Source organism: Massilia suwonensis (assembly GCF_042655665.1).
Classification (GTDB): Bacteria; Pseudomonadota; Gammaproteobacteria; order Burkholderiales; family Burkholderiaceae_D; genus Telluria; species Telluria suwonensis.
The window spans coordinates 170670-187790 of record NZ_JBHSMR010000014.1; the positions used below are offsets into that span (position 1 = coordinate 170670).

Annotated in this window: 18 protein-coding genes; 8 read left to right on the forward strand and 10 right to left on the reverse strand. The window is 63.3% G+C overall.

The features are described from left to right. Positions 1-36: 36 nt before the first annotated feature. Positions 37-801, reverse strand: a complete 765-nt coding sequence (xth, locus tag ACFPQ5_RS21090) for an exodeoxyribonuclease III (RefSeq protein ID WP_379760480.1) — start codon at positions 799-801, stop codon at positions 37-39. A gap of 435 nt (positions 802-1236) precedes the next feature. Between xth and ACFPQ5_RS21095 the strand changes: the two genes are divergently transcribed. Together ACFPQ5_RS21095 and ACFPQ5_RS21100 are read left to right on the forward strand one after the other, a co-directional pair. Continuing rightward, positions 1237-1569, forward strand: coding sequence for a hypothetical protein (locus tag ACFPQ5_RS21095; protein ID WP_379760482.1), 333 nt, complete (start codon positions 1237-1239; stop codon positions 1567-1569). Between the two features lie 10 nt (positions 1570-1579). Continuing rightward, positions 1580-1771 carry a DUF1653 domain-containing protein gene (locus ACFPQ5_RS21100; protein ID WP_379760484.1) on the forward strand — a complete coding sequence of 64 codons (192 nt, stop codon included), beginning with the start codon at positions 1580-1582 and terminating at the stop codon, positions 1769-1771. Between the two features lie 196 nt (positions 1772-1967). On the opposite strand, the gene ACFPQ5_RS21105 is transcribed toward ACFPQ5_RS21100, so the two are convergent. Further along, positions 1968-3464 (reverse strand): leucyl aminopeptidase, encoded by a 1497-nt coding sequence (locus tag ACFPQ5_RS21105; protein WP_379760486.1) that lies wholly within the window; start codon positions 3462-3464, stop codon positions 1968-1970. A 91-nt stretch (positions 3465-3555) separates the two neighbouring features. Between ACFPQ5_RS21105 and lptF the strand changes: the two genes are divergently transcribed. From lptF to ACFPQ5_RS21120, 3 genes are read left to right on the forward strand one after another with little or no spacing between them, the layout of a single operon-like run. Further along, a complete protein-coding gene (gene lptF / locus ACFPQ5_RS21110) occupies positions 3556-4704 on the forward strand; it encodes an LPS export ABC transporter permease LptF (RefSeq protein ID WP_379760488.1) in 1149 nt (382 codons plus the stop codon). After that, positions 4701-5894 carry an LPS export ABC transporter permease LptG gene (gene lptG / locus ACFPQ5_RS21115; protein WP_379760490.1) on the forward strand — a complete coding sequence of 398 codons (1194 nt, stop codon included), beginning with the start codon at positions 4701-4703 and terminating at the stop codon, positions 5892-5894. Before lptF ends, lptG begins: the two co-directional genes overlap by 4 nt. Then, positions 5894-6271: a sirohydrochlorin chelatase gene (locus ACFPQ5_RS21120; protein ID WP_379760492.1), complete on the forward strand. Its 378-nt coding sequence runs from the start codon at positions 5894-5896 to the stop codon at positions 6269-6271. The genes lptG and ACFPQ5_RS21120 overlap by 1 nt, the downstream gene beginning before the upstream one ends. Before the next feature lie 162 nt (positions 6272-6433). On the opposite strand, the gene yghU is transcribed toward ACFPQ5_RS21120, so the two are convergent. Then, positions 6434-7276: a glutathione-dependent disulfide-bond oxidoreductase gene (gene yghU, locus ACFPQ5_RS21125; RefSeq protein WP_379760494.1), complete on the reverse strand. Its 843-nt coding sequence runs from the start codon at positions 7274-7276 to the stop codon at positions 6434-6436. Positions 7277-7537: 261 nt separating this feature from the next. Here yghU and ACFPQ5_RS21130 point away from each other — a divergent pair, with 261 nt between their 5' ends. Beyond that, positions 7538-7972: a hypothetical protein gene (locus ACFPQ5_RS21130; RefSeq protein ID WP_379760496.1), complete on the forward strand. Its 435-nt coding sequence runs from the start codon at positions 7538-7540 to the stop codon at positions 7970-7972. Between the two features lie 2 nt (positions 7973-7974). Here ACFPQ5_RS21130 and cobA read toward each other — a convergent pair whose 3' ends face one another. Genes cobA through ACFPQ5_RS21160 form a run of 6 tightly spaced genes read right to left on the reverse strand, consistent with a single transcriptional unit; the run spans position 7975 to position 13977 of the window. Next, positions 7975-8724, reverse strand: a complete 750-nt coding sequence (gene cobA / locus ACFPQ5_RS21135) for a uroporphyrinogen-III C-methyltransferase (RefSeq protein WP_379760498.1) — start codon at positions 8722-8724, stop codon at positions 7975-7977. 16 nt (positions 8725-8740) lie between these two features. Next, positions 8741-10048, reverse strand: a complete 1308-nt coding sequence (locus ACFPQ5_RS21140; RefSeq protein WP_379760500.1) for a sulfate adenylyltransferase subunit 1 — start codon at positions 10046-10048, stop codon at positions 8741-8743. Then, on the reverse strand, positions 10048-10986 hold the full coding sequence (gene cysD / locus ACFPQ5_RS21145; protein ID WP_379760502.1) for a sulfate adenylyltransferase subunit CysD: 939 nt from the start codon (positions 10984-10986) through the stop codon (positions 10048-10050). The genes ACFPQ5_RS21140 and cysD overlap by 1 nt, the downstream gene beginning before the upstream one ends. A 26-nt stretch (positions 10987-11012) precedes the next feature. Beyond that, on the reverse strand, positions 11013-11729 hold the full coding sequence (locus ACFPQ5_RS21150) for a phosphoadenylyl-sulfate reductase (protein ID WP_379760504.1): 717 nt from the start codon (positions 11727-11729) through the stop codon (positions 11013-11015). Between the two features lie 9 nt (positions 11730-11738). Further along, positions 11739-12299, reverse strand: coding sequence for a DUF934 domain-containing protein (locus ACFPQ5_RS21155; protein WP_379760506.1), 561 nt, complete (start codon positions 12297-12299; stop codon positions 11739-11741). After that, on the reverse strand, positions 12292-13977 hold the full coding sequence (locus ACFPQ5_RS21160; protein WP_379760508.1) for a nitrite/sulfite reductase: 1686 nt from the start codon (positions 13975-13977) through the stop codon (positions 12292-12294). The genes ACFPQ5_RS21155 and ACFPQ5_RS21160 overlap by 8 nt, the downstream gene beginning before the upstream one ends. Positions 13978-14148: 171 nt before the next feature. Here ACFPQ5_RS21160 and ACFPQ5_RS21165 point away from each other — a divergent pair, with 171 nt between their 5' ends. Together ACFPQ5_RS21165 and ACFPQ5_RS21170 are read left to right on the forward strand one after the other, a co-directional pair. Continuing rightward, positions 14149-15087: a CysB family HTH-type transcriptional regulator gene (locus ACFPQ5_RS21165; RefSeq protein ID WP_379760510.1), complete on the forward strand. Its 939-nt coding sequence runs from the start codon at positions 14149-14151 to the stop codon at positions 15085-15087. Positions 15088-15095: 8 nt separating this feature from the next. Beyond that, positions 15096-15746 carry a class I SAM-dependent methyltransferase gene (locus ACFPQ5_RS21170; RefSeq protein WP_379760512.1) on the forward strand — a complete coding sequence of 217 codons (651 nt, stop codon included), beginning with the start codon at positions 15096-15098 and terminating at the stop codon, positions 15744-15746. 247 nt (positions 15747-15993) lie between these two features. Here the strand turns inward: ACFPQ5_RS21170 and ACFPQ5_RS21175 are convergent, their stop codons facing one another. After that, positions 15994-17010 (reverse strand): porin, encoded by a 1017-nt coding sequence (locus ACFPQ5_RS21175; RefSeq protein ID WP_379760514.1) that lies wholly within the window; start codon positions 17008-17010, stop codon positions 15994-15996. Positions 17011-17121: the final 111 nt, after the last annotated feature.

Sequence of the window (17121 nt, forward strand, 5' to 3'; positions counted from 1 at the left end):
CCGTGATCGAGGCCATTGGCCTCGATCACCCCTACGTCACTCGATGGTGGCGATCACCGGCGTGTGATCCGACGGCTGCTCCCACTTGCGCGGCTCGCGGTCGATGGTGCAGGCCGTGCAGCGCTTGGCCAGCTCGGGCGAGAGCAGGATGTGGTCGATGCGCAGCCCGCGGTTGCGCCTGAAACCCATCATGCGGTAATCCCACCAGCTGTACTGCTTCTCCGGCTGCTCGAACAGGCGGAAGGAGTCGGCCAGGCCCAGCTCGACCAGGGCCGCCATCGCCGCGCGTTCGCGGTCCGAGCAGTGGATCTGGCCGGCCCATTCGACCGGATCGTGCACGTCGCGGTCTTCGGGCGCGATGTTGTAGTCGCCCAGCAGGGCCAGCTGCGGATGGGCGCGCAGTTCCTCGCCCAGCCATTCGTGCAGGGCCTTCAGCCAGGCCAGCTTGTACACGTATTTGTCGGAATCGACCGCCTGCCCGTTCGGGATATAGGCGTTCACGAAATGCACGCCTTCGATGGTGGCGGCGATGATGCGCTGCTGCTCGTCCTCGAAACGCGGATTGTTCCTGACCACGTCCTGGATCGGGAAACGCGACAGGATGGCGACGCCGTTATAGGTTTTCTGGCCGGTATAGGCGACTTGATAACCCGCCGCATTAATTTCGGAAACCGGGAACTTATCGTCGGTGAGTTTGGTCTCTTGAATGCAGAGCACGTCAATCGGGTTCGCTTCCAGCCAGCGCAGCAGGTGGGGCAGGCGTACTTTCAGCGAATTGACGTTCCAGGTTGCTATTTTCATGTCGGCGCACAGGTAAATGCGGCGGACCGTCCGCCGCGAAACGCGCAGTATCGACGCTTGCAGCATTTCCCGCAACTTTTCCCCTATGCAATCCGCTTCATATTGCGTGTTGTATTTATTTGCTTAAACTGCAAGCACAGTGCTCGAACGACAATTTTGTGGTTTAAAATATATTGTCGTTACGCACGGATGACATTTAGCTCTAGCAATATGTAACAATTACCGGATAAAATCTCACATTCCTGTTGTTACTGATAGGTAATATCCGGTTGTTTTTATATAACTCGCATTGTAGTATCTTGGCTGGACAAGATTCCTTGTCCCCATCGCCGCACGATTGAATTTGCCGTGCAAGCTTTATTAGGCGAAATGGTACTATGGTGAAATATTGCTGTTTCGATAGCGATAATCCGTACCCATATGAAAAGGACAGAGATGCGCAGTGCATTTGAAGCATGGGCCCAGCGTGATGGCCACATCGTTCGCCGCCGCGAAGACAAGCCCGAGGAATACCTCGTCTACGAAACGCAGCGCCGCTGGGTCATCTGGCAGGCCGCGCTGGCGCATGGCGCCAAGGCCGCCGAGGAGACCCCGTCGAAGTTCGCCGCCGAGCAGGTCAAGCCGGATGAGGCAGCGGTGCGCAACCGCGTGCTGAACGAGGTGCTCGACGCCTTCAGCGACCTGGACGAGGACACCGGCATCGAAGGCGTGCTGAAGGTCATCCAGGGCCTGAAGAAGAAGCAGAAGGCCACGGCCGAGCAGGCTTGAGCGAGCGGACTTGATCCAGTACCGCCACTACAAAGGCGGCCTCTACGAGCTGGTCTGCGAAGCCACGCTCGAGGCCGACCTGTCGCCGATGATCATCTACCGCGCCCACGACGGTTCGATCTGGGCACGGCCGAAGTCGGTCTTCTTCGAACTCGTCGAGGTCGAGGGGCAGATGGTGCCGCGCTTTGCGCAGGTGAATTGAAATAAAATTTCATTAATGAGTTGTAGGTGAAAGAATATTTCACCGTGGGGTGCGCATTTGTGCGCACGCGGTACGGCGCTCGCACAGAGTGCAGCATGCCGTGCCATATTTCGATGGTGAGACCGCGTGGGCATGGAATGCCCACCCTACAAAAATGGGCCGCTTGAAGCGGCCCATTTTCATTTCACGTTACTGATTACACCCGGTTCATCAGGAACGTCGTCAGCAGCGGCACCGGACGGCCGGTCGCGCCTTTCGCCGCGCCGCTCTTCCATGCCGTGCCGGCGATGTCGAGGTGGGCCCAGGTGTAGTTGCGGGTGAAGTTCTCGAGGAAGCAGGCCGCCGTGATCGAGGCGCCGCCCGGCGTGCCGATGTTGGCCAGGTCCGCGAAGTTCGACTTCAGCTGCTCGTTGTACTGCTCGCCGATCGGCAGGCGCCATGCGCCGTCGCCGGTCTGCTTGCCGGCGTCCAGCAGTTCCTCGGCCAGGGCGTCGTGGGCGGCGTCGTGGCGGGTGAACAGGCCGCTGTTGTGGTGGCCCAGCGAGACGATGCAGGCGCCGGTCAGCGTCGCGATGTCGACCACGGCGGCCGGCTTGAAGCGCTCGGCGTAGGTGAGGGCGTCGCACAGGATCAGGCGGCCCTCGGCGTCGGTATTCAGGATCTCGATGGTCAGACCGTTCATGGCGGTGACGATGTCGCCCGGCTTCGACGCGCGGCCCGACGGCATGTTCTCGCAGGCGGCGACGATGCCGATCACGTTCAGCTTCAGGCCCATTTCGCCGATGGCGCGGAAGGTGCCCAGCACCGAGCCGGCGCCGCACATGTCGTACTTCATTTCGTCCATGCCGGGACCCGGCTTGATCGAGATGCCGCCCGTGTCGAAGGTGATGCCCTTGCCGACCAGGACCACCGGCGCATCCTTCTTGCCGCCGCCCATGTGCTTGAGGACGATGAACTTCGGCGCTTCGTCGCTGCCCTTGGCAACCGACAGGAAGGAACCCATTTTCAGGGCTTCGAGCTGCTTGCGTTCCAGGACTTCGACGTCGAAGCCGTGGTCGTCGGCCAGTTTGCGGGCGACGGTGGCGAGGTAGGTCGGGGTGCAGACGTTCGGCGACAGGTTGCCCAGTTCCTTGGTCAGGCTCATGCCGTTGGCGATCGCGATCGACTGCGCCAGCGCGGCCTTCGCCTCGCCATTGGCAAGCGGCACGGCCAGGGTCACCTTGCGCACGCCGGTCAGCGCCGGATCCTTCTTGCTCTTTTGCGCGTCGCTGCGGAATTCCGCGTCCGTTGCGGCCACGACGACGGCGCGCATTGCCCATTCAGGCGTGCGCTCTTTCACTTCCGTCATCGGAAATGCGATAATGCCATCCGCCGCGCCCAGCGACGCGAAGGCTTTCAGCGTCGCGCCGACCGCGGTCATGAAATTCTTTTCGCCTACCGCCTCGTCGGCGCCCATCCCGACCAGCAGCACGCGCTGCGCGGCCACACCGGCCACGCCGCGCAGCAGCAGGGTCGAACCGGCCTTGCCGGAGATGTCGCCCGACTTCAGTGCCGCCGTGATTTCGCCCGTCTGGTCGAGGGTTTTCGCAGCCTGCGACAGTTTCTTGTTTTCGAACACCGCCACTGCGAGCACGCCGGTTTTGGCCGCAGCCAGGGTGTTCTTGGTGTCGAATGCTTTTATGCTAAAGTCCATTTGATTCTCCGTTTCGTTTTGTGCGCAGTGTGCACCGCAGTGTGCTTCGCAGTGTGCACGATGCTGCCTAACCTGCAATTATAACTATCGAATGATTTTTCAACGCGCCTTGCACCGTGAACTGGCCAGCGCAGCCGGGGCAACCTTCACGGTCCTGTTCACGGTGTGCGTCACCTGGACCCTCATCGCCATCCTCGGCCGGGCTGCGGGCGGACGCGTCGCATCCGGCGACGTCCTGGCATTGATTGCCTTTCAATCACTGAATTATCTGCCAACTGTCCTGATCCTCACCAGCTTTATTTCTGTGCTGGTGGCCGTCACGCGCAGCTACCGCGATTCCGAGATGGTCGTCTGGTTCGCCTCGGGCCAGTCGCTGCTCGCCTGGATCCGTCCGGTTCTGGTGTTCGGCGTGCCGGTCGTGCTGCTGGTAGGCGCGCTCTCCTTTGTGGTGGCGCCCTGGGCCAAGATGAAGAGCGCGGAATTCATCCAGCGCTTCGAGAAGCGCGAAGACCTCAAGCGCGTGGCGCCGGGCCAGTTCCGCGAGTCCTCCTCGAGCGACCGCGTGTTCTTCGTCGAGGGCAGCGCCAACGGTTCCACCGTGGTGAAGAACGTGTTCGTCAGCAGCACGCAAGGCACGGGCAGCTCGGTCGTCGTCGCGCGCGAAGGCGTGGTCGAATCCGACGGCAAGGGCGGCCAGTACCTGGTGCTGAAAAACGGCCGCCGCTACCAGGGCACGCCGGGCCAGGCCGATTTTCAGTCGATGGAGTTCGAGCGCTACAGCATGCGCGTAGCCACCAGCGTGCCCGTGATCGGCGCCGACGTGCCGCTCAACGCCATGTCGACGCCGGCGCTGCTCCTGATCAAAAACCAGTACACGCGCTCCGAACTGCTCTCGCGCCTGTCGGCGCCGATCGTCTGCCTGGTGCTGCTCCTGCTCGCCATTCCGCTCGGCTTCGTCAATCCGCGCGCCGGCTCCTCGGCCAACCTGATCCTCGCGCTGCTGATCTTCTTCACCTATAACAACCTGGTGCGCATGGTCGAAGCCAGCGTCAAGCAGGGCAAGGTCGATTTCGCGATGGCGTGGTGGCCGTTGCACCTGATCGTGAGCCTGATCGTCGTCGCCCTGTTCGCCTGGCGTTTGAACGTCAACCATCATTACCACCCGCTGGTCCTGATCAATGCCTGGAAGCGGCGCCGCCATGCGCAGCACGCGCTACGTGCCCAGGTGGAGTCCCGATGAAAGTACTGCAGCGTTATTTCGCGATCAACATCACGCAGGCGGTCGTCTTCGTGCTGTTCGCCTTCCTCGGCCTGATCGCCTTCATGGACCTGACCTCCGAGCTGCCCTCGGTCGGCAAGGGCGACTACATGTTCCAGCACGCGCTGCTCTACGTGGCGCTGATGCTGCCCGGGCACGTGTACGAGGTGATGCCGGTCGCGGCCCTGATCGGCACCATCTACGCGATGGCGCAGTTCGCGCAAAGCTCGGAATTCACGATCATGCGCGCCGCCTCGATGTCGACCCGGATGGCCGGCTGGATGCTGTTCAAGATCGGCATCGTGTTCGTCGTCATTACCTTCATCTTCGGCGAACTGATCACGCCGCGCACCGCGCCGCTGGCGGAAAAGGTGCGCCTGTCGGCCAAGGGATCCACGCTCGCCTCGGAATTCCGTTCGGGGATGTGGACCAAGGATAACGTGCACGCCGCAGGCCAGAACGGCACCCGCGGCGCGATCGTCGGCTCGCGCTTCTTCAATGCGCGCCAGATCCGCCCGGACGGCCAGCTGATCGACGTGCGCCTCTACGAATTCGACAATGCGATGCGCATGCGCGCCCTGATCACGGCGAAGAGCGCGACCTTCCTCGGCAACGGCACCTGGCGCCTGCAGGAGGTCAGCGAAACCCAGTTCTCGAACAGCCGCGTGCTGGCCGATCCGGGCGCGCCGGTCCCGCAGGGCCAGACCATCCAGAGCACCTACGGCCAGGAGACCAGCGCGGTTGCCACGCGCACCATCGCCAGCCTCGACCTGGTGTCGGAGATCACGCCCAAGATCCTGCAGGTCTCGCGGCGCGACCCTGAGCGCATGTCGGCCAACGAACTGGCCGTGTACTCGCGCCACCTGGCCGAGAACCGCCAGGAGAGCGAACGCTTCCGCATCGCCTTCTGGAAGAAGATCGTCGACCCGCTCGCCATCTTCGTGCTGATGGCGCTGGCGCTGCCGTTTGCCTACCTGCACACCCGCAGCGGCGGGGTCAGCCTGAAGATCTTCATCGGCATCATGATCGGGGTCGGCTTCATCCTGATCAATTCGCTGTTCTCGCACCTGGGGCTGCTGTCGACCTGGCCGGCCTTCCTGACGGCGGTGGCGCCGAGTTTGCTGTTCCTGCTGCTGGCGATCGGGGCGCTGCGGTGGGTGGAGAGGCATTGATGACCAAGGCTTTGGTCCTGTTTGCCCACGGAGCGCGCGCCGCGTCCTGGGCGGCGCCGTTCGAGCGCCTGCGCGACCTGACGGCGGCGCGCTTGCCGGATTGCGCGGTGCGGTTGGCATTTCTGGAGTTGATGGAGCCGAGGTTGCCGGAGGCGGTGTCCTCCCTCGTTGCCGAGGGCGTGGAGGAAGTAACCGTGGTGCCGGTGTTCCTGGGGCAGGGCGGGCATTTGCTGCGGGATTTGCCGATGCTGGCTGACGGCTTGCGCGCGGCGCATCCGGGCCTGCGTTTGAACGTCGCCGGCGCGGTCGGCGAAGATCCCGGCGTGCTGGCGGCGATGACGGACTATTGTGTCCGTTCAGTCGCGGCCCCCGAATAGCTGCGATACGTAGGGTGGAGTCCTGACTCCACGGCTTTTCAAACGGCGTAGACGCGTGGACTCGGGAGTCTGGTGAACCCGTCATTGAGGCCATTGGCCTCAATGACCCCTACAAGAGCGGGCGTGCACGCTGAAGCGGTGCTCCGCGCCGCTCCCATTCAATCAATCCAGATCCGCCGCCGAATGCCGCTCCGGCAGTTGCGTTTCCGGGTCTCCGAATACGCGATTCACCCGGCGCCCGCGCTTGACGGCCGGCCGCGCATAGACTTCGTCCGCCCAGCGCTTCACGTGCTCGTACTCGTGCACCGACAGGAACTCGCCCGCGCCATACAGCTCGCCGCGCACCAGGCCGCCGTACCAGGGCCAGATCGCCATGTCCGCGATCGTGTACTCGTTCCCGGCGACGAAGCGCTTGTTGGCCAGCTGCCGGTCCAGCACGTCCAGCTGGCGCTTCACTTCCATCGCGTAGCGGTCGATCGGGTACTGGTATTTTTCCGGCGCGTAGGCAAAGAAGTGGCCGAAGCCGCCGCCCAGGAAAGGCGCCGACCCCATCTGCCACATCAGCCAGTTCAGGGTCTCGGTGCGCGCCGGAATTTCCTTCGGCAGGAAGGCGCCGAACTTCTCGGCCAGGTAGATCAGGATCGAACCCGATTCGAACACGCGCACAGGCTCGGCGCCGCTGCGGTCGAGCAGGGCCGGGATCTTCGAGTTCGGGTTTACCTCCACGAAGCCGCTCGAGAACTGCATGCCTTCGTTGATCTTGATCAGCCAGGCGTCGTACTCGGCGCCGCCATGGCCGGCGGCCAGCAGCTCTTCCAGCATGATCGTCACCTTCACGCCGTTCGGCGTGGCCAGCGAATACAGCTGCAGCGGATGCGCGCCGACCGGCAGCGCCTGCTCGTGCGTCGGGCCGGCGACGGGACGGTTGATGTTGGCAAAGGTGCCGCCGTTGGACGCGGGCGGGGTCCAGACCTTCGGCGGTACGTAGTTCGATGATTCGCTCATTCGGTTCTCCTCGTAAGAAAGGTGGAGTGTCGAAACGACATGTGCGACGAGCTTACCCGAAGCGTTCCGATCGCGCTGGAAGCGCCCGCGTTTTGCGCCGGCGCCGGGTTTCGATAACGCCCTGCCAACAATCAGTGCCAAGCATGCGCCCCCTTGTTGTACATCAGATGCATGCACCGACCGGCGGTTTGACAGCCCAGCTGAACCCGCCCACACTGCGTGAGCTCTTCAGCCGCGTTTCCATCCATTCACGCGCTTCCCATGCTCCCATCCATTCTCAAGCAGATCGTCGCCATGCTCCTGCGCCCGCGCGCAGGCAGGGCAGCGCTGTGGGACGGCATGCGCCTGCCGGGAGGACTGTTCGCGCAGGCGCGCTGCGCACGCCATATCGACGCCACCGCGCGCCGGGTCACGCAGCTGCGCATCAAGATCACGACGCTCTCGAACCGCCTGCACGCCGGCAGCATCCCGGGCCTGGTCGATGCCGACCGCAGCCTGCGGCGCATGCTGGGAGAATTGAAGGACGACCTGAACGCGATGCGCCGCGACATGGCGCGCTGGCATAGCCGGGAATGTGCAGGGCGTGCCAGCGCGCGCCTGGAGGCGGCGATCGCGCGCTTGAACCGGGTGAATGCCGACACGCACGCGGCGGCCGACCTGCTACTGGGTCAAATCGAAGAATACGACAGACAGTAGTTTCAAGCGTTCTCGGCCTGCGCCACCGTACCGAGCGCCGGCTGATGCTCGCGCAGGCGCAGCGCCTCGCCAATCATCACCAGCACCGGACCATGCGCCGCTTCCAGGCCGCCGGCGAGATCCGTCAGCGTCAGCCGCAGGATGCGCTCATCAATCCGGCTGCAGTTTTCCACCACCACCACCGGCGTGTCGGCACGCCGTCCCTGCGCCAGCAGGCGCTCGGCGGTGGCCGCGGCTTCGCGGCCGCCCATGTACTGGACCATGGTGTCGGTGTGGGGCAGGGCGGGGTGTTCCGGCTGGTCCGGACCGGTGCTGGAAGTGAAGAAGGCGACGCTGCGCGCGACGCCGCGCTTGGTGAGAGGCTGTTTGGTGGCGGCGGCAGCGGCTACCGCGGTGGTGATGCCGGGGACGACTTCGACCTCGATGCCTTCAAGCTCGAGCGCGCGCAGCTCTTCGTCGGCACGCCCGAACAGCATCGGGTCGCCGCCCTTCAGGCGCACGATGGTCTTGAACTTGAAGGCGCATTCGACCAATAAGGCATTGATCGCATCCTGGGCCGTGGAACGCTGGCCCGAGCGCTTGCCGACCGAAATCAGCTCGGCCTGGCTGCACAGTTCCAGCATCTCGGGCGTTACCAGCGCGTCGTAGAGCACGACGTCGGCCTGCGCCAGCAGACGGGCGCCGCGCACGGTGACCAGGTCGGCGGCGCCCGGCCCGGCGCCGATCAGATACACCTTCCCCTTGCTCACCATGCGCCGCTCCATGTGTTTAATCGCCCAGGCGAATCATACCCGCAGCAACGGTCTGGTGCGTCACTTCGTCGATCAGGATGAAGGCGCCGGTGGCGCGGATGTCGCTGTAGGCGTCGGCGGCGAGCGGCTGCTGCACGTTCAGAGCGATGCGCGCGATGTCGTTCAGCTTCAGGCCTTCCGCAGCGTGACGTTGCTGGGTGTTGATGTCGAGGATGGAGTCGACCTTGGTCACCTTGGCCGCCGTCTGGCGCGTGCCGTGCTTGATCCAGTACTTGCGGCGCACGTCGAGCGGTTCGTCCGACATCCAGCAGACATCCGCCACGACCTGCTTCAGCAGGGTCGCCGGGGCTTCTGCGCCCGCGAGCGTGTCGCCGCGCGAGATGTCCAGGTACTCTTCCAGCAGCAGCGTGACCGACTGGCCGGCGCTGGCGCTTTGCAGCGAACCGTCGAAGGTCAGGATCTCTTTCACGGTCGCCTGCTGGTTCGAAGGCTGCACCACCAGCTTGTCGCCGACCGACACTTTACCGGACTCGATGCGGCCCATGTAGCCGCGGAAGTCCTTGGCTTCGTGGCCGTTGTGGCGGGCCACCAGCTGCACCGGGAAGCGGAAGGGCGCATCGTGGGCTTCGTCGTAGACCGACAGCGATTCCAGCAGCTCGATCAGGGTCGGGCCGGTGTACCAATCCATGTTGCTTGAAGCGTCGACCACGTTGTCGCCGGCCAGCGCCGACAGCGGGATCGCGGTCACGTCCTTGAGGCCCAGCGAATTCGCGAATTCCTGGTAGGCGGCGACGATGCGCTCGTATACGCTCTGGTCGTAGTTCACCAGGTCCATCTTGTTGACGGCCACGATCACGTGCTCGATCTGCAGCAGCTTGGCGATGGTCGAGTGGCGCTTGGTTTGAATGAGCAGGTCCACGCCCCCGTCTTCGCGCAGCTTCACCTTCGAGACGTCGACCAGGATGATCACGGCGTCCGCGGTGGACGCGCCGGTGACCATGTTGCGGGTGTACTGCTCGTGCCCCGGGGTGTCGGCGATGATGAACTTGCGCTTCGGCGTGGCGAAGTAGCGGTAGGCCACGTCGATCGTGATGCCTTGTTCGCGCTCGGCTTCCAGGCCGTCGGTCAGCAGCGACAGGTCGATGGTGTCGCCCACGGTGCGCTTGTGCTTCGAGCGCGACACGGCGGCCAGCTGGTCCGCAAAGATGCCCTTGCTGTCGTACAGCAGGCGGCCGATCAGGGTGCTCTTGCCGTCGTCGACGGAGCCGGCGGTGATGAAGCGCAGCAGGCTGTGTTGAGTGAGATTGTCAGTCATGGCGTTCATCAGAAATATCCTTGCTTCTTGCGTTTTTCCATCGAGGCTTCCGAGGTCTGGTCGTCCATCCGGGTGGCGCCGCGTTCGGTCACTTGCGTCACGGCCGTCTCGGCGATGATCGCCTCGACCGAGGATGCATCCGACGACACCGGGCAGGTGCACGAGATATCGCCCACGGTACGGAAGCGCACGGTCTGGGTTTCGACGGTTTCGCCTTCCTTCGCCGGCGTCAGCGGGGTCAGCGGCACCAGCAGGCCGTTGCGTGGAATGACTTCACGCTGGTGCGCGAAATAGATCGACGGCAGGGCCAGCTGTTCGCGGGCGATGTACTGCCACACGTCCAGTTCCGTCCAGTTCGAAATCGGGAACACGCGCATGTTCTCGCCCGGGTGGACGCGGGTGTTATACAGGTCCCACAGTTCCGGACGCTGGGCCTTCGGGTCCCACTGGCCGAATTCGTCGCGGAAGGAGAAGATGCGCTCTTTCGCACGCGCCTTTTCCTCGTCGCGGCGGGCGCCGCCGATGCAGGCGTCGAAGCCGTGTTCGGCGATGGTTTCCAGCAGGGTCACGGCCTGGGCCGCGTTACGCGAGTCGGTCTGCGGATTGCGCAGGCGCACCGTGCCCTTCTTGATCGATTCCTCGACCGAGCCGACGATCAGGCGCTCGCCCAGTTCGGCCACACGGGCGTCGCGGAAGGCGATCACTTCGTCGAAGTTATGGCCGGTGTCGATGTGCACCAGCGGGAAGGGGAATTTGCCCGGCCGGAAAGCTTTTTCGGCCAGGCGCAGCAGCACGACGGAATCCTTGCCGCCCGAGAACAACAGGGCGGGATTCGTGCATTCGGCCGCCACTTCGCGCAGGATGTGGATCGCTTCCGATTCGAGCGCGTCCAGGTGGCGCGCATTGACGGTGGCAAGGATGCCGGCGTTGTCCAGGAGGGTCGTCATGAGTTGCCTTGTGTTCAGTATGTAGCTCAGGCGGCTACGGATTTAATGCGAATGAGTTTGCCGTCCACGACGTGCAGGCCGCATTCCTTCGATTCCGGGTTTTCCCACCACCAGCGTCCGGCGCGCACGTCCTCGCCCGGCTGGATCGCGCGGGTGCAGGGTTCGCAGCCGATCGAGGGGTAGCCGCGGTCGTGCAGGGCGTTGTACGGGACCTGGTTGGCGCGGATGTATTCCCAGACGTTTTCCTCCGTCCAGTCGGCCAGCGGATTGAATTTGGTCATCATGTGCGCCGGATCGTCTTCCTCGACGCGCAGGTCGGAACGCGTGGCCGACTGTGCGCGGCGCTGGCCCGTGATCCACGCCTGGTTGCCGAGCAGGGCGCGGCCCAGCGGTTCGACCTTGCGCACGCGGCAGCATTCGCGGCGCATCTCGACGCTGTCGTAGAAGGCGTTCAAGCCGTTCTGGGCGACATAGGCATCGACCGCCTCGGTCTGTGGACGGAACAGGGCGATGTCGTAGCCGTAGTGCTCCTTGACGGCGTCCAGCACGGCCAGGGTTTCCTTGTGCAGGCGGCCCGTTTCCAGCGAGAAGATGCCGATCGGCAGCTTCGCCTTCAAGATCAGGTCGGTCAGCACCATGTCCTCGGCCGCCAGGCTGGAGGCGAACACGCTAGGGGTGAAATCGGCGGCGATGCGCGCGAGAATCGCTTCGGTCTCGCGGACGCGGATGGCGAGGTCGCTCATGTGTAATCCTCAGATACCCGCGCCGACGTCGCTGTGCTCCAGCGGCACGTCGCGTTCCTTGCGGCGGAACAGCGGCAGCGGCTGGTCGACGGAAGCCTGGTAGGTTTCCGAGAACACGGTCAGGCCCTTCAGCGCGTCATGGATCGAACGGTCCTTGCGCGTCGCATAGGCATTGATGCCCACGCGCGACATCGAGAACAATTGATCGCGCAGGACGTCGCCGATGGCGCGCACTTCGCCGGTGTAGCCGAGGCGCTTGCGCAGGTTGAAGGCGATCGAATAGCCGCGGCCGTCGCTGAACTTCGGGAAGTCGACGGCGATGACGGCAAAGCGGTCGGACTCGCCCTTCAGGACTTCGAAGCGCTCGTCCGCCGCCAGCCAGACGCCGATCTCGGCGCGCTGCGCCAGGGCTTCCTTATGGGCCAGCCACACGGTGAGAGGCACGATGACCTTGCCTTCCGGGACGACGACGGTCTCAGGGGCCTCGTTTTCTTCGAGGCGCAGCACGCGCCAATCGTCGGCCACGACTTCGCGGCCGCGGATGATCTGTTCATGGACTACTTCAAGCATGGTCTTCCCCAACCAGTTCGCCCGCCGTGATCGGCGTGGCATACACGTGTTCCTTGAATGGCGCGATGCCCAGGCGCTGCGCCGTTTCGGCGAAACGCTCGCCTTCGAAACGGTTCTGCACATACACCTCGAGCAGGCGGCTCACCACTTCCGGCATCTGCCAGCCGGCAAACGACGGGCCGATGATCTTGCCGATCGCCGAGTTGTTGCCCTGGGCGCCGCCGATCGAGACCTGGTACCACTCGCTGCCGTCCTTGTCGACGCCCAGCACGCCGATCGAACCCACGTGGTGGTGGCCGCAGGCGTTGATGCAGCCCGAGATGTTCAGTTCGATGTCGCCGATGTCGTGCTGGAAGTCGAGGTTGTCGAAACGCTCGGCAATGGCGGCCGCGATCGGGATCGACTTCGCATTCGCCAGCGAGCAGAAATCGCCGCCCGGGCAGGAAATGATGTCGGTCAAGAGGCCGATGTTCGGCGTCGCCAGGCCCTTCGATTTCGCCAGCGTCCAGACTTCGAACAGGTCGGACTGCTTCACGTCCGCCAGCACCAGGTTCTGCTCGTGGGTTACGCGCAGTTCGCCGAAACTGAATTTATCCGCCAGGTCGGCCACGAAGTCGATCTGCTCGGCGGTGGCGTCGCCCGGCGGTACGCCGGTTTTCTTCAGCGACAGCACGACGGCGGCATAGCCCGGCACCTTGTGCGGCTTGACGTTGCGGTTGAGCCAGTTGCGGAAGGCCTTGTTGTCCGGGTGCGCCAGCGTTGGATCGCTGTCTTCCAGGGTGGCGTAGGCCGGTGCCTCGAAATAGGCGGCGACGCGGTCGTATTCTTCCTGGGTCAGGGTTTCCGGACCGTCCTTCAGGTCTTGCCACTCTTCTTCGACCATGCGCGAGAATTCCTCGACGCCCAGGGCCTTGAGCAGGATCTTGATGCGGGCCTTGTACTTGTTGTCGCGTCGGCCGTACGAGTTGTACACGCGCATCACGGCTTCGGTATAGGTCAGCAGGTGCTGCCATGGCAGGAATTCGCGGATCACGCTGCCCAGGATGGGCGTGCGGCCCATGCCGCCACCGGCCATGAACTTGAAGCCGACTTCGCCGTTCTCGTTCTTGACCAGGGTCAGGCCGATGTCGTGGATCGCGATGGCGGCGCGGTCTTCCACGGCGCCGTTGATCGCCACCTTGAATTTACGCGGCAGGGCGATGAACTCGGGGTGGAAGGTGCTCCATTGGCGCAAAATTTCGGCGAAAGGACGCGGATCCATGATCTCATCGGCCGCCACACCGGCGAACTCGTCGGTCGTGATATTGCGGATGCAATTGCCCGAGGTCTGGATGGCGTGCATTTCCACGGAGGCCAGGTCGGTCAGGATGTCCGGCGTCTGCTCCAGCTCGATCCAGTTGTACTGGATGTTCTGGCGCGTCGTGAAGTGGCCGTAGCCGCGGTCGTACTTGCGTGCGATGTGGGCGAACATGCGCATCTGGGCGGTCGACAACAAGCCGTAGGGCACGGCGACGCGCAGCATGTAGGCGTGGCGCTGCATGTACAGGCCGTTCTGCAGGCGCAGCGGCAGGAATTCTTCTTCTGTCAGCTCGTCGTTCAGGCGGCGTGCAACCTGGTCGCGGTACTGCGCGATGCGCTCGCGGACGATGAGATGGTCGTATTGATCGTAACGGTACATGAGTTTTTCCTGATGGAAGCGGGCGTTCTAAACCCTTTAGGCTGGATGGAATGGTAAGGGAGACCAGCTTTATTCCAAACGACTGACAATTTATTTGCTTATATACGGTAGGGGCATAAGCATTCGCATAAAATAGCGGCTGGCGTTTTCACAAACTTAAAAACAACAGGAATGAACCTTCATCAATTGCGCTTCGTTCGCGAAGCCGTGCGCCAGAACTACAACCTGACCGATGCGGCGAAGGCCTTGTTTACCTCGCAGCCGGGGGTATCGAAAGCCATCATCGAGCTCGAGGAAGAGCTCGGCGTCGACATCTTCACCCGCCACGGCAAGCGTATCCGCGGCCTGACCGAGCCGGGCCGGCTGGTGCTGGAGTCGGTCGAGCTGATCATGCAGGAAATCGAAAGCCTGAAACGGATCGGCAAGGAATACGCGGCCCACGACAGCGGCAGTTTTACGATTGCCACCACGCACACCCAGGCGCGCTACATGCTGCCGAAGGTGGTGCAGGCCTTCATGCAGAAGTTCCCGAAGGTGCGCTTGTCACTTTTGCAAGGCAATCCGAAGCAGATCGCCGACATGGTCAAGACCGGCCAGGCCGATCTGGCCATTGCCACCGAGGCCATCGCCGCCATCGACGGCCTGGTGACCTTGCCCTGCTACCAGTGGGAACACGTGCTGGTGGTGCCGCCCGAGCACGATCTGCTGCGTTCGAAGGCGGTCTCTCTGGAAGAAATCGCCGGCTACCCCTTGATCACCTACGACGCCGCCTTTGCCGGCCGCAGCAAGATCGACCACGCCTTCACCCTGCGCGAGCTGAAGCCGGACGTGCTGCTGGAAGCGATCGACGCCGACGTCATCAAGACCTATGTCGAGCTGGGCATGGGCGTGGGCATCATCGCCGGCATGGCTTTCGATCCGGAACGCGACCGCAACCTGCGCGCCATTCCCGTCGGTCATTTGTTCGGCATGAACGTGTCGCGGGTGGCGGTGAAGCAGGGCGCCTACCTGCGCAGCTATATCTATACCTTCATCGAGCTGCTGGCGCCTAGCCTGAGCCGCAAGATGGTCGAAGCCGCGATGCGCGGCGGCGAAAACTACGAACTGTAAGAAACGAAATGAGCAATCAACAAGTCGCCAAGTATTACGCCCTGCTGGGCGAAGCGGTCGAGGACAAGTACCTCGAGCCGGACATGGACGAAGACATCGACGACATGAGCATCCACCTCGGCAACCTGCTGGCCGGGCACACGGTGCTGGAACTGGGCTGCGGCAGCGGGTTCTGGACCGAGGTCGTGGCCGAGTCGGCCGCGTCGGTGACGGCGCTGGACATCAATGCCAACCTCGTTGATATTGCCCGCGAGCGCGGCATGCCCGAAGGTAAAGTCAGCTTCCGGGTGGCGGATGCGCTCGATTTGCCGGAGGATATCGGCAAGTTCTCGGCGGTGCTGGTCAGTTTCCTGTGGTCGCACCTGAACAAGAAAGAGCAGGAGGGGTTGCTGGCGACGCTCAAGAAGCGTTTGGGCAAGGATGTGCTGCTGGTGATCCTGGACGATTCCTTTGTCGAGGGCTTCAGCGAGACCATCGCGCGCACGGATGCGGAGGGGACGACCTACGAGATCCTGACCACGGCCGAGGGCGAGCGTTTCGAGGTGCCGAAGAGTTACCAGTCGGATAGCGCGTTGCGGAAGCGGCTGGGGAATGTGGGCAAGGAGATCAAGATCGAACGCGTCGAGTTCTTCTGGATCCTTACCTGTCGCCTGAAATAACCGTTGGCTGTCGCGTAAGGTATGGGGTCATTGGGGCCAATGGCCCCAATGACGGCATCACCGGGCATTCATGCCCACGCGGTGCGGCGTTTGAATCGTGGCGACGTATGTGGTGGGCAAACGCACGTACGCGTGGGCATGCCCACCCTACGGTGCACCGCCGCCCGAAGTAATATCCGAGACACCTGGTCTCACATATAAAAACGCGCGTGAACTCACGCGCGTTTTTCATTTCACATCACACCGATTAGAACGCGTGACGCACACCGACGGTGAACGCCGTCGGATCCGCGCCCAGCGCGGTCGCCACCGGCGTCACGTTGTTCGACGACGAATTCAGGCCGAACACGCCGCGCTCGTTGTTGCGCATCGAGCCATAAGCGGTGTACAGGTTGGTGCGCTTGGACAGCGCGTAGCTGTAGGCCAGGGACCAGGCGTTGCCGCGGGCGCCGTTTTCGATCTCGTTGCGCTGCAGGTTCACGAAGAACTTGTTCGAACCCATGGTGTAGACGCCGCCCAGGTTGATCTGCTCGAACTTGTTGTTCGCGCCCGCCTGGTCGGCCGACAGGTAGTTCGCCTTCAGGTCAAAGGCACCGAACTTGTAGCCGGCGCCGACGGCGACTTCCTTGTCGTCCTCGAGGGCCACGCGCTCGAACTGGTGGTAGCCGGCGCCGACGTAGAACGGGCCGTTCGCGTATTCCAGCGCCACGCCCAGCAGGTTGCCGTTCGGGCCTTCCGTGGTGCGCTCGCCGGCCGAGTAGGCGGCCAGCACGCTGAAGCCCGACATCGAATTGCTCTTGAAGTTGACCGAGTTCGACAGGCGGCGGGTCAGGCGGTTGGTGGTGAAGGCAGACAGGTTGCTGCCGTAGAAGCCCTGGCCGAGTGCGTCGGTGGCGGCGGCGATCGAGGCGATCGGGCTGTATTCGCGGCCCACGGTCAGCTGGCCGAAGTTGCCTTGCAGGCCGACCACCGCGCGGCGGCCGAACAGCGAGGAATCGGCGGCGCCGGTGTCGAGGGCGACGCCGGCTTCGATGTTGAAGATCGCCTTCAGGCCATTGCCCAGGTCTTCGGTGCCGCGGAAGCCCAGGCGGCTGCTCGACTGGTTGCCCGAGCTGACGACGGTGCGGCGCTTTTCGCCCGGTGCGTCGGTGTCCTCGATGGCGACGGCCGCGTCCATGATGCCGTAGACGGTGACGTTGGTCTGCGCATGCGCGAACAGCGGAAGGGTCGTGATCAGCGCAGCGGCCAGGGCTTTGTATTGCATGAAGATCTCCAATAAGGGTGAAGGATTGAGTTGGCCTTTTGGCAAACTCAAGGTCCAGCGCATCTTATCGGTCGAATATGTCGACTTGATGACAGGTTGACATTCCGCAAC

Excerpts from the sequence above, each read along its gene's own strand:
- xth (WP_379760480.1), bottom strand. The coding sequence starts at position 801 with ATGAAAATAGCAACCTGGAACGTCAATTCGCTGAAAGTACGCCTGCCC.
- ACFPQ5_RS21095 (WP_379760482.1), top strand. The coding sequence starts at position 1,237 with ATGCGCAGTGCATTTGAAGCATGGGCCCAGCGTGATGGCCACATCGTT.
- ACFPQ5_RS21105 (WP_379760486.1), bottom strand. The coding sequence starts at position 3,464 with ATGGACTTTAGCATAAAAGCATTCGACACCAAGAACACCCTGGCTGCG.
- lptF (WP_379760488.1), top strand. The coding sequence starts at position 3,556 with ATGATTTTTCAACGCGCCTTGCACCGTGAACTGGCCAGCGCAGCCGGG.
- lptG (WP_379760490.1), top strand. The coding sequence starts at position 4,701 with ATGAAAGTACTGCAGCGTTATTTCGCGATCAACATCACGCAGGCGGTC.
- ACFPQ5_RS21120 (WP_379760492.1), top strand. The coding sequence starts at position 5,894 with ATGACCAAGGCTTTGGTCCTGTTTGCCCACGGAGCGCGCGCCGCGTCC.
- yghU (WP_379760494.1), bottom strand. The coding sequence starts at position 7,276 with ATGAGCGAATCATCGAACTACGTACCGCCGAAGGTCTGGACCCCGCCC.
- ACFPQ5_RS21130 (WP_379760496.1), top strand. The coding sequence starts at position 7,538 with ATGCTCCCATCCATTCTCAAGCAGATCGTCGCCATGCTCCTGCGCCCG.
- cobA (WP_379760498.1), bottom strand. The coding sequence starts at position 8,724 with ATGGTGAGCAAGGGGAAGGTGTATCTGATCGGCGCCGGGCCGGGCGCC.
- ACFPQ5_RS21140 (WP_379760500.1), bottom strand. The coding sequence starts at position 10,048 with ATGAACGCCATGACTGACAATCTCACTCAACACAGCCTGCTGCGCTTC.
- cysD (WP_379760502.1), bottom strand. The coding sequence starts at position 10,986 with ATGACGACCCTCCTGGACAACGCCGGCATCCTTGCCACCGTCAATGCG.
- ACFPQ5_RS21150 (WP_379760504.1), bottom strand. The coding sequence starts at position 11,729 with ATGAGCGACCTCGCCATCCGCGTCCGCGAGACCGAAGCGATTCTCGCG.
- ACFPQ5_RS21155 (WP_379760506.1), bottom strand. The coding sequence starts at position 12,299 with ATGCTTGAAGTAGTCCATGAACAGATCATCCGCGGCCGCGAAGTCGTG.
- ACFPQ5_RS21160 (WP_379760508.1), bottom strand. The coding sequence starts at position 13,977 with ATGTACCGTTACGATCAATACGACCATCTCATCGTCCGCGAGCGCATC.
- ACFPQ5_RS21165 (WP_379760510.1), top strand. The coding sequence starts at position 14,149 with ATGAACCTTCATCAATTGCGCTTCGTTCGCGAAGCCGTGCGCCAGAAC.
- ACFPQ5_RS21170 (WP_379760512.1), top strand. The coding sequence starts at position 15,096 with ATGAGCAATCAACAAGTCGCCAAGTATTACGCCCTGCTGGGCGAAGCG.
- ACFPQ5_RS21175 (WP_379760514.1), bottom strand. The coding sequence starts at position 17,010 with ATGCAATACAAAGCCCTGGCCGCTGCGCTGATCACGACCCTTCCGCTG.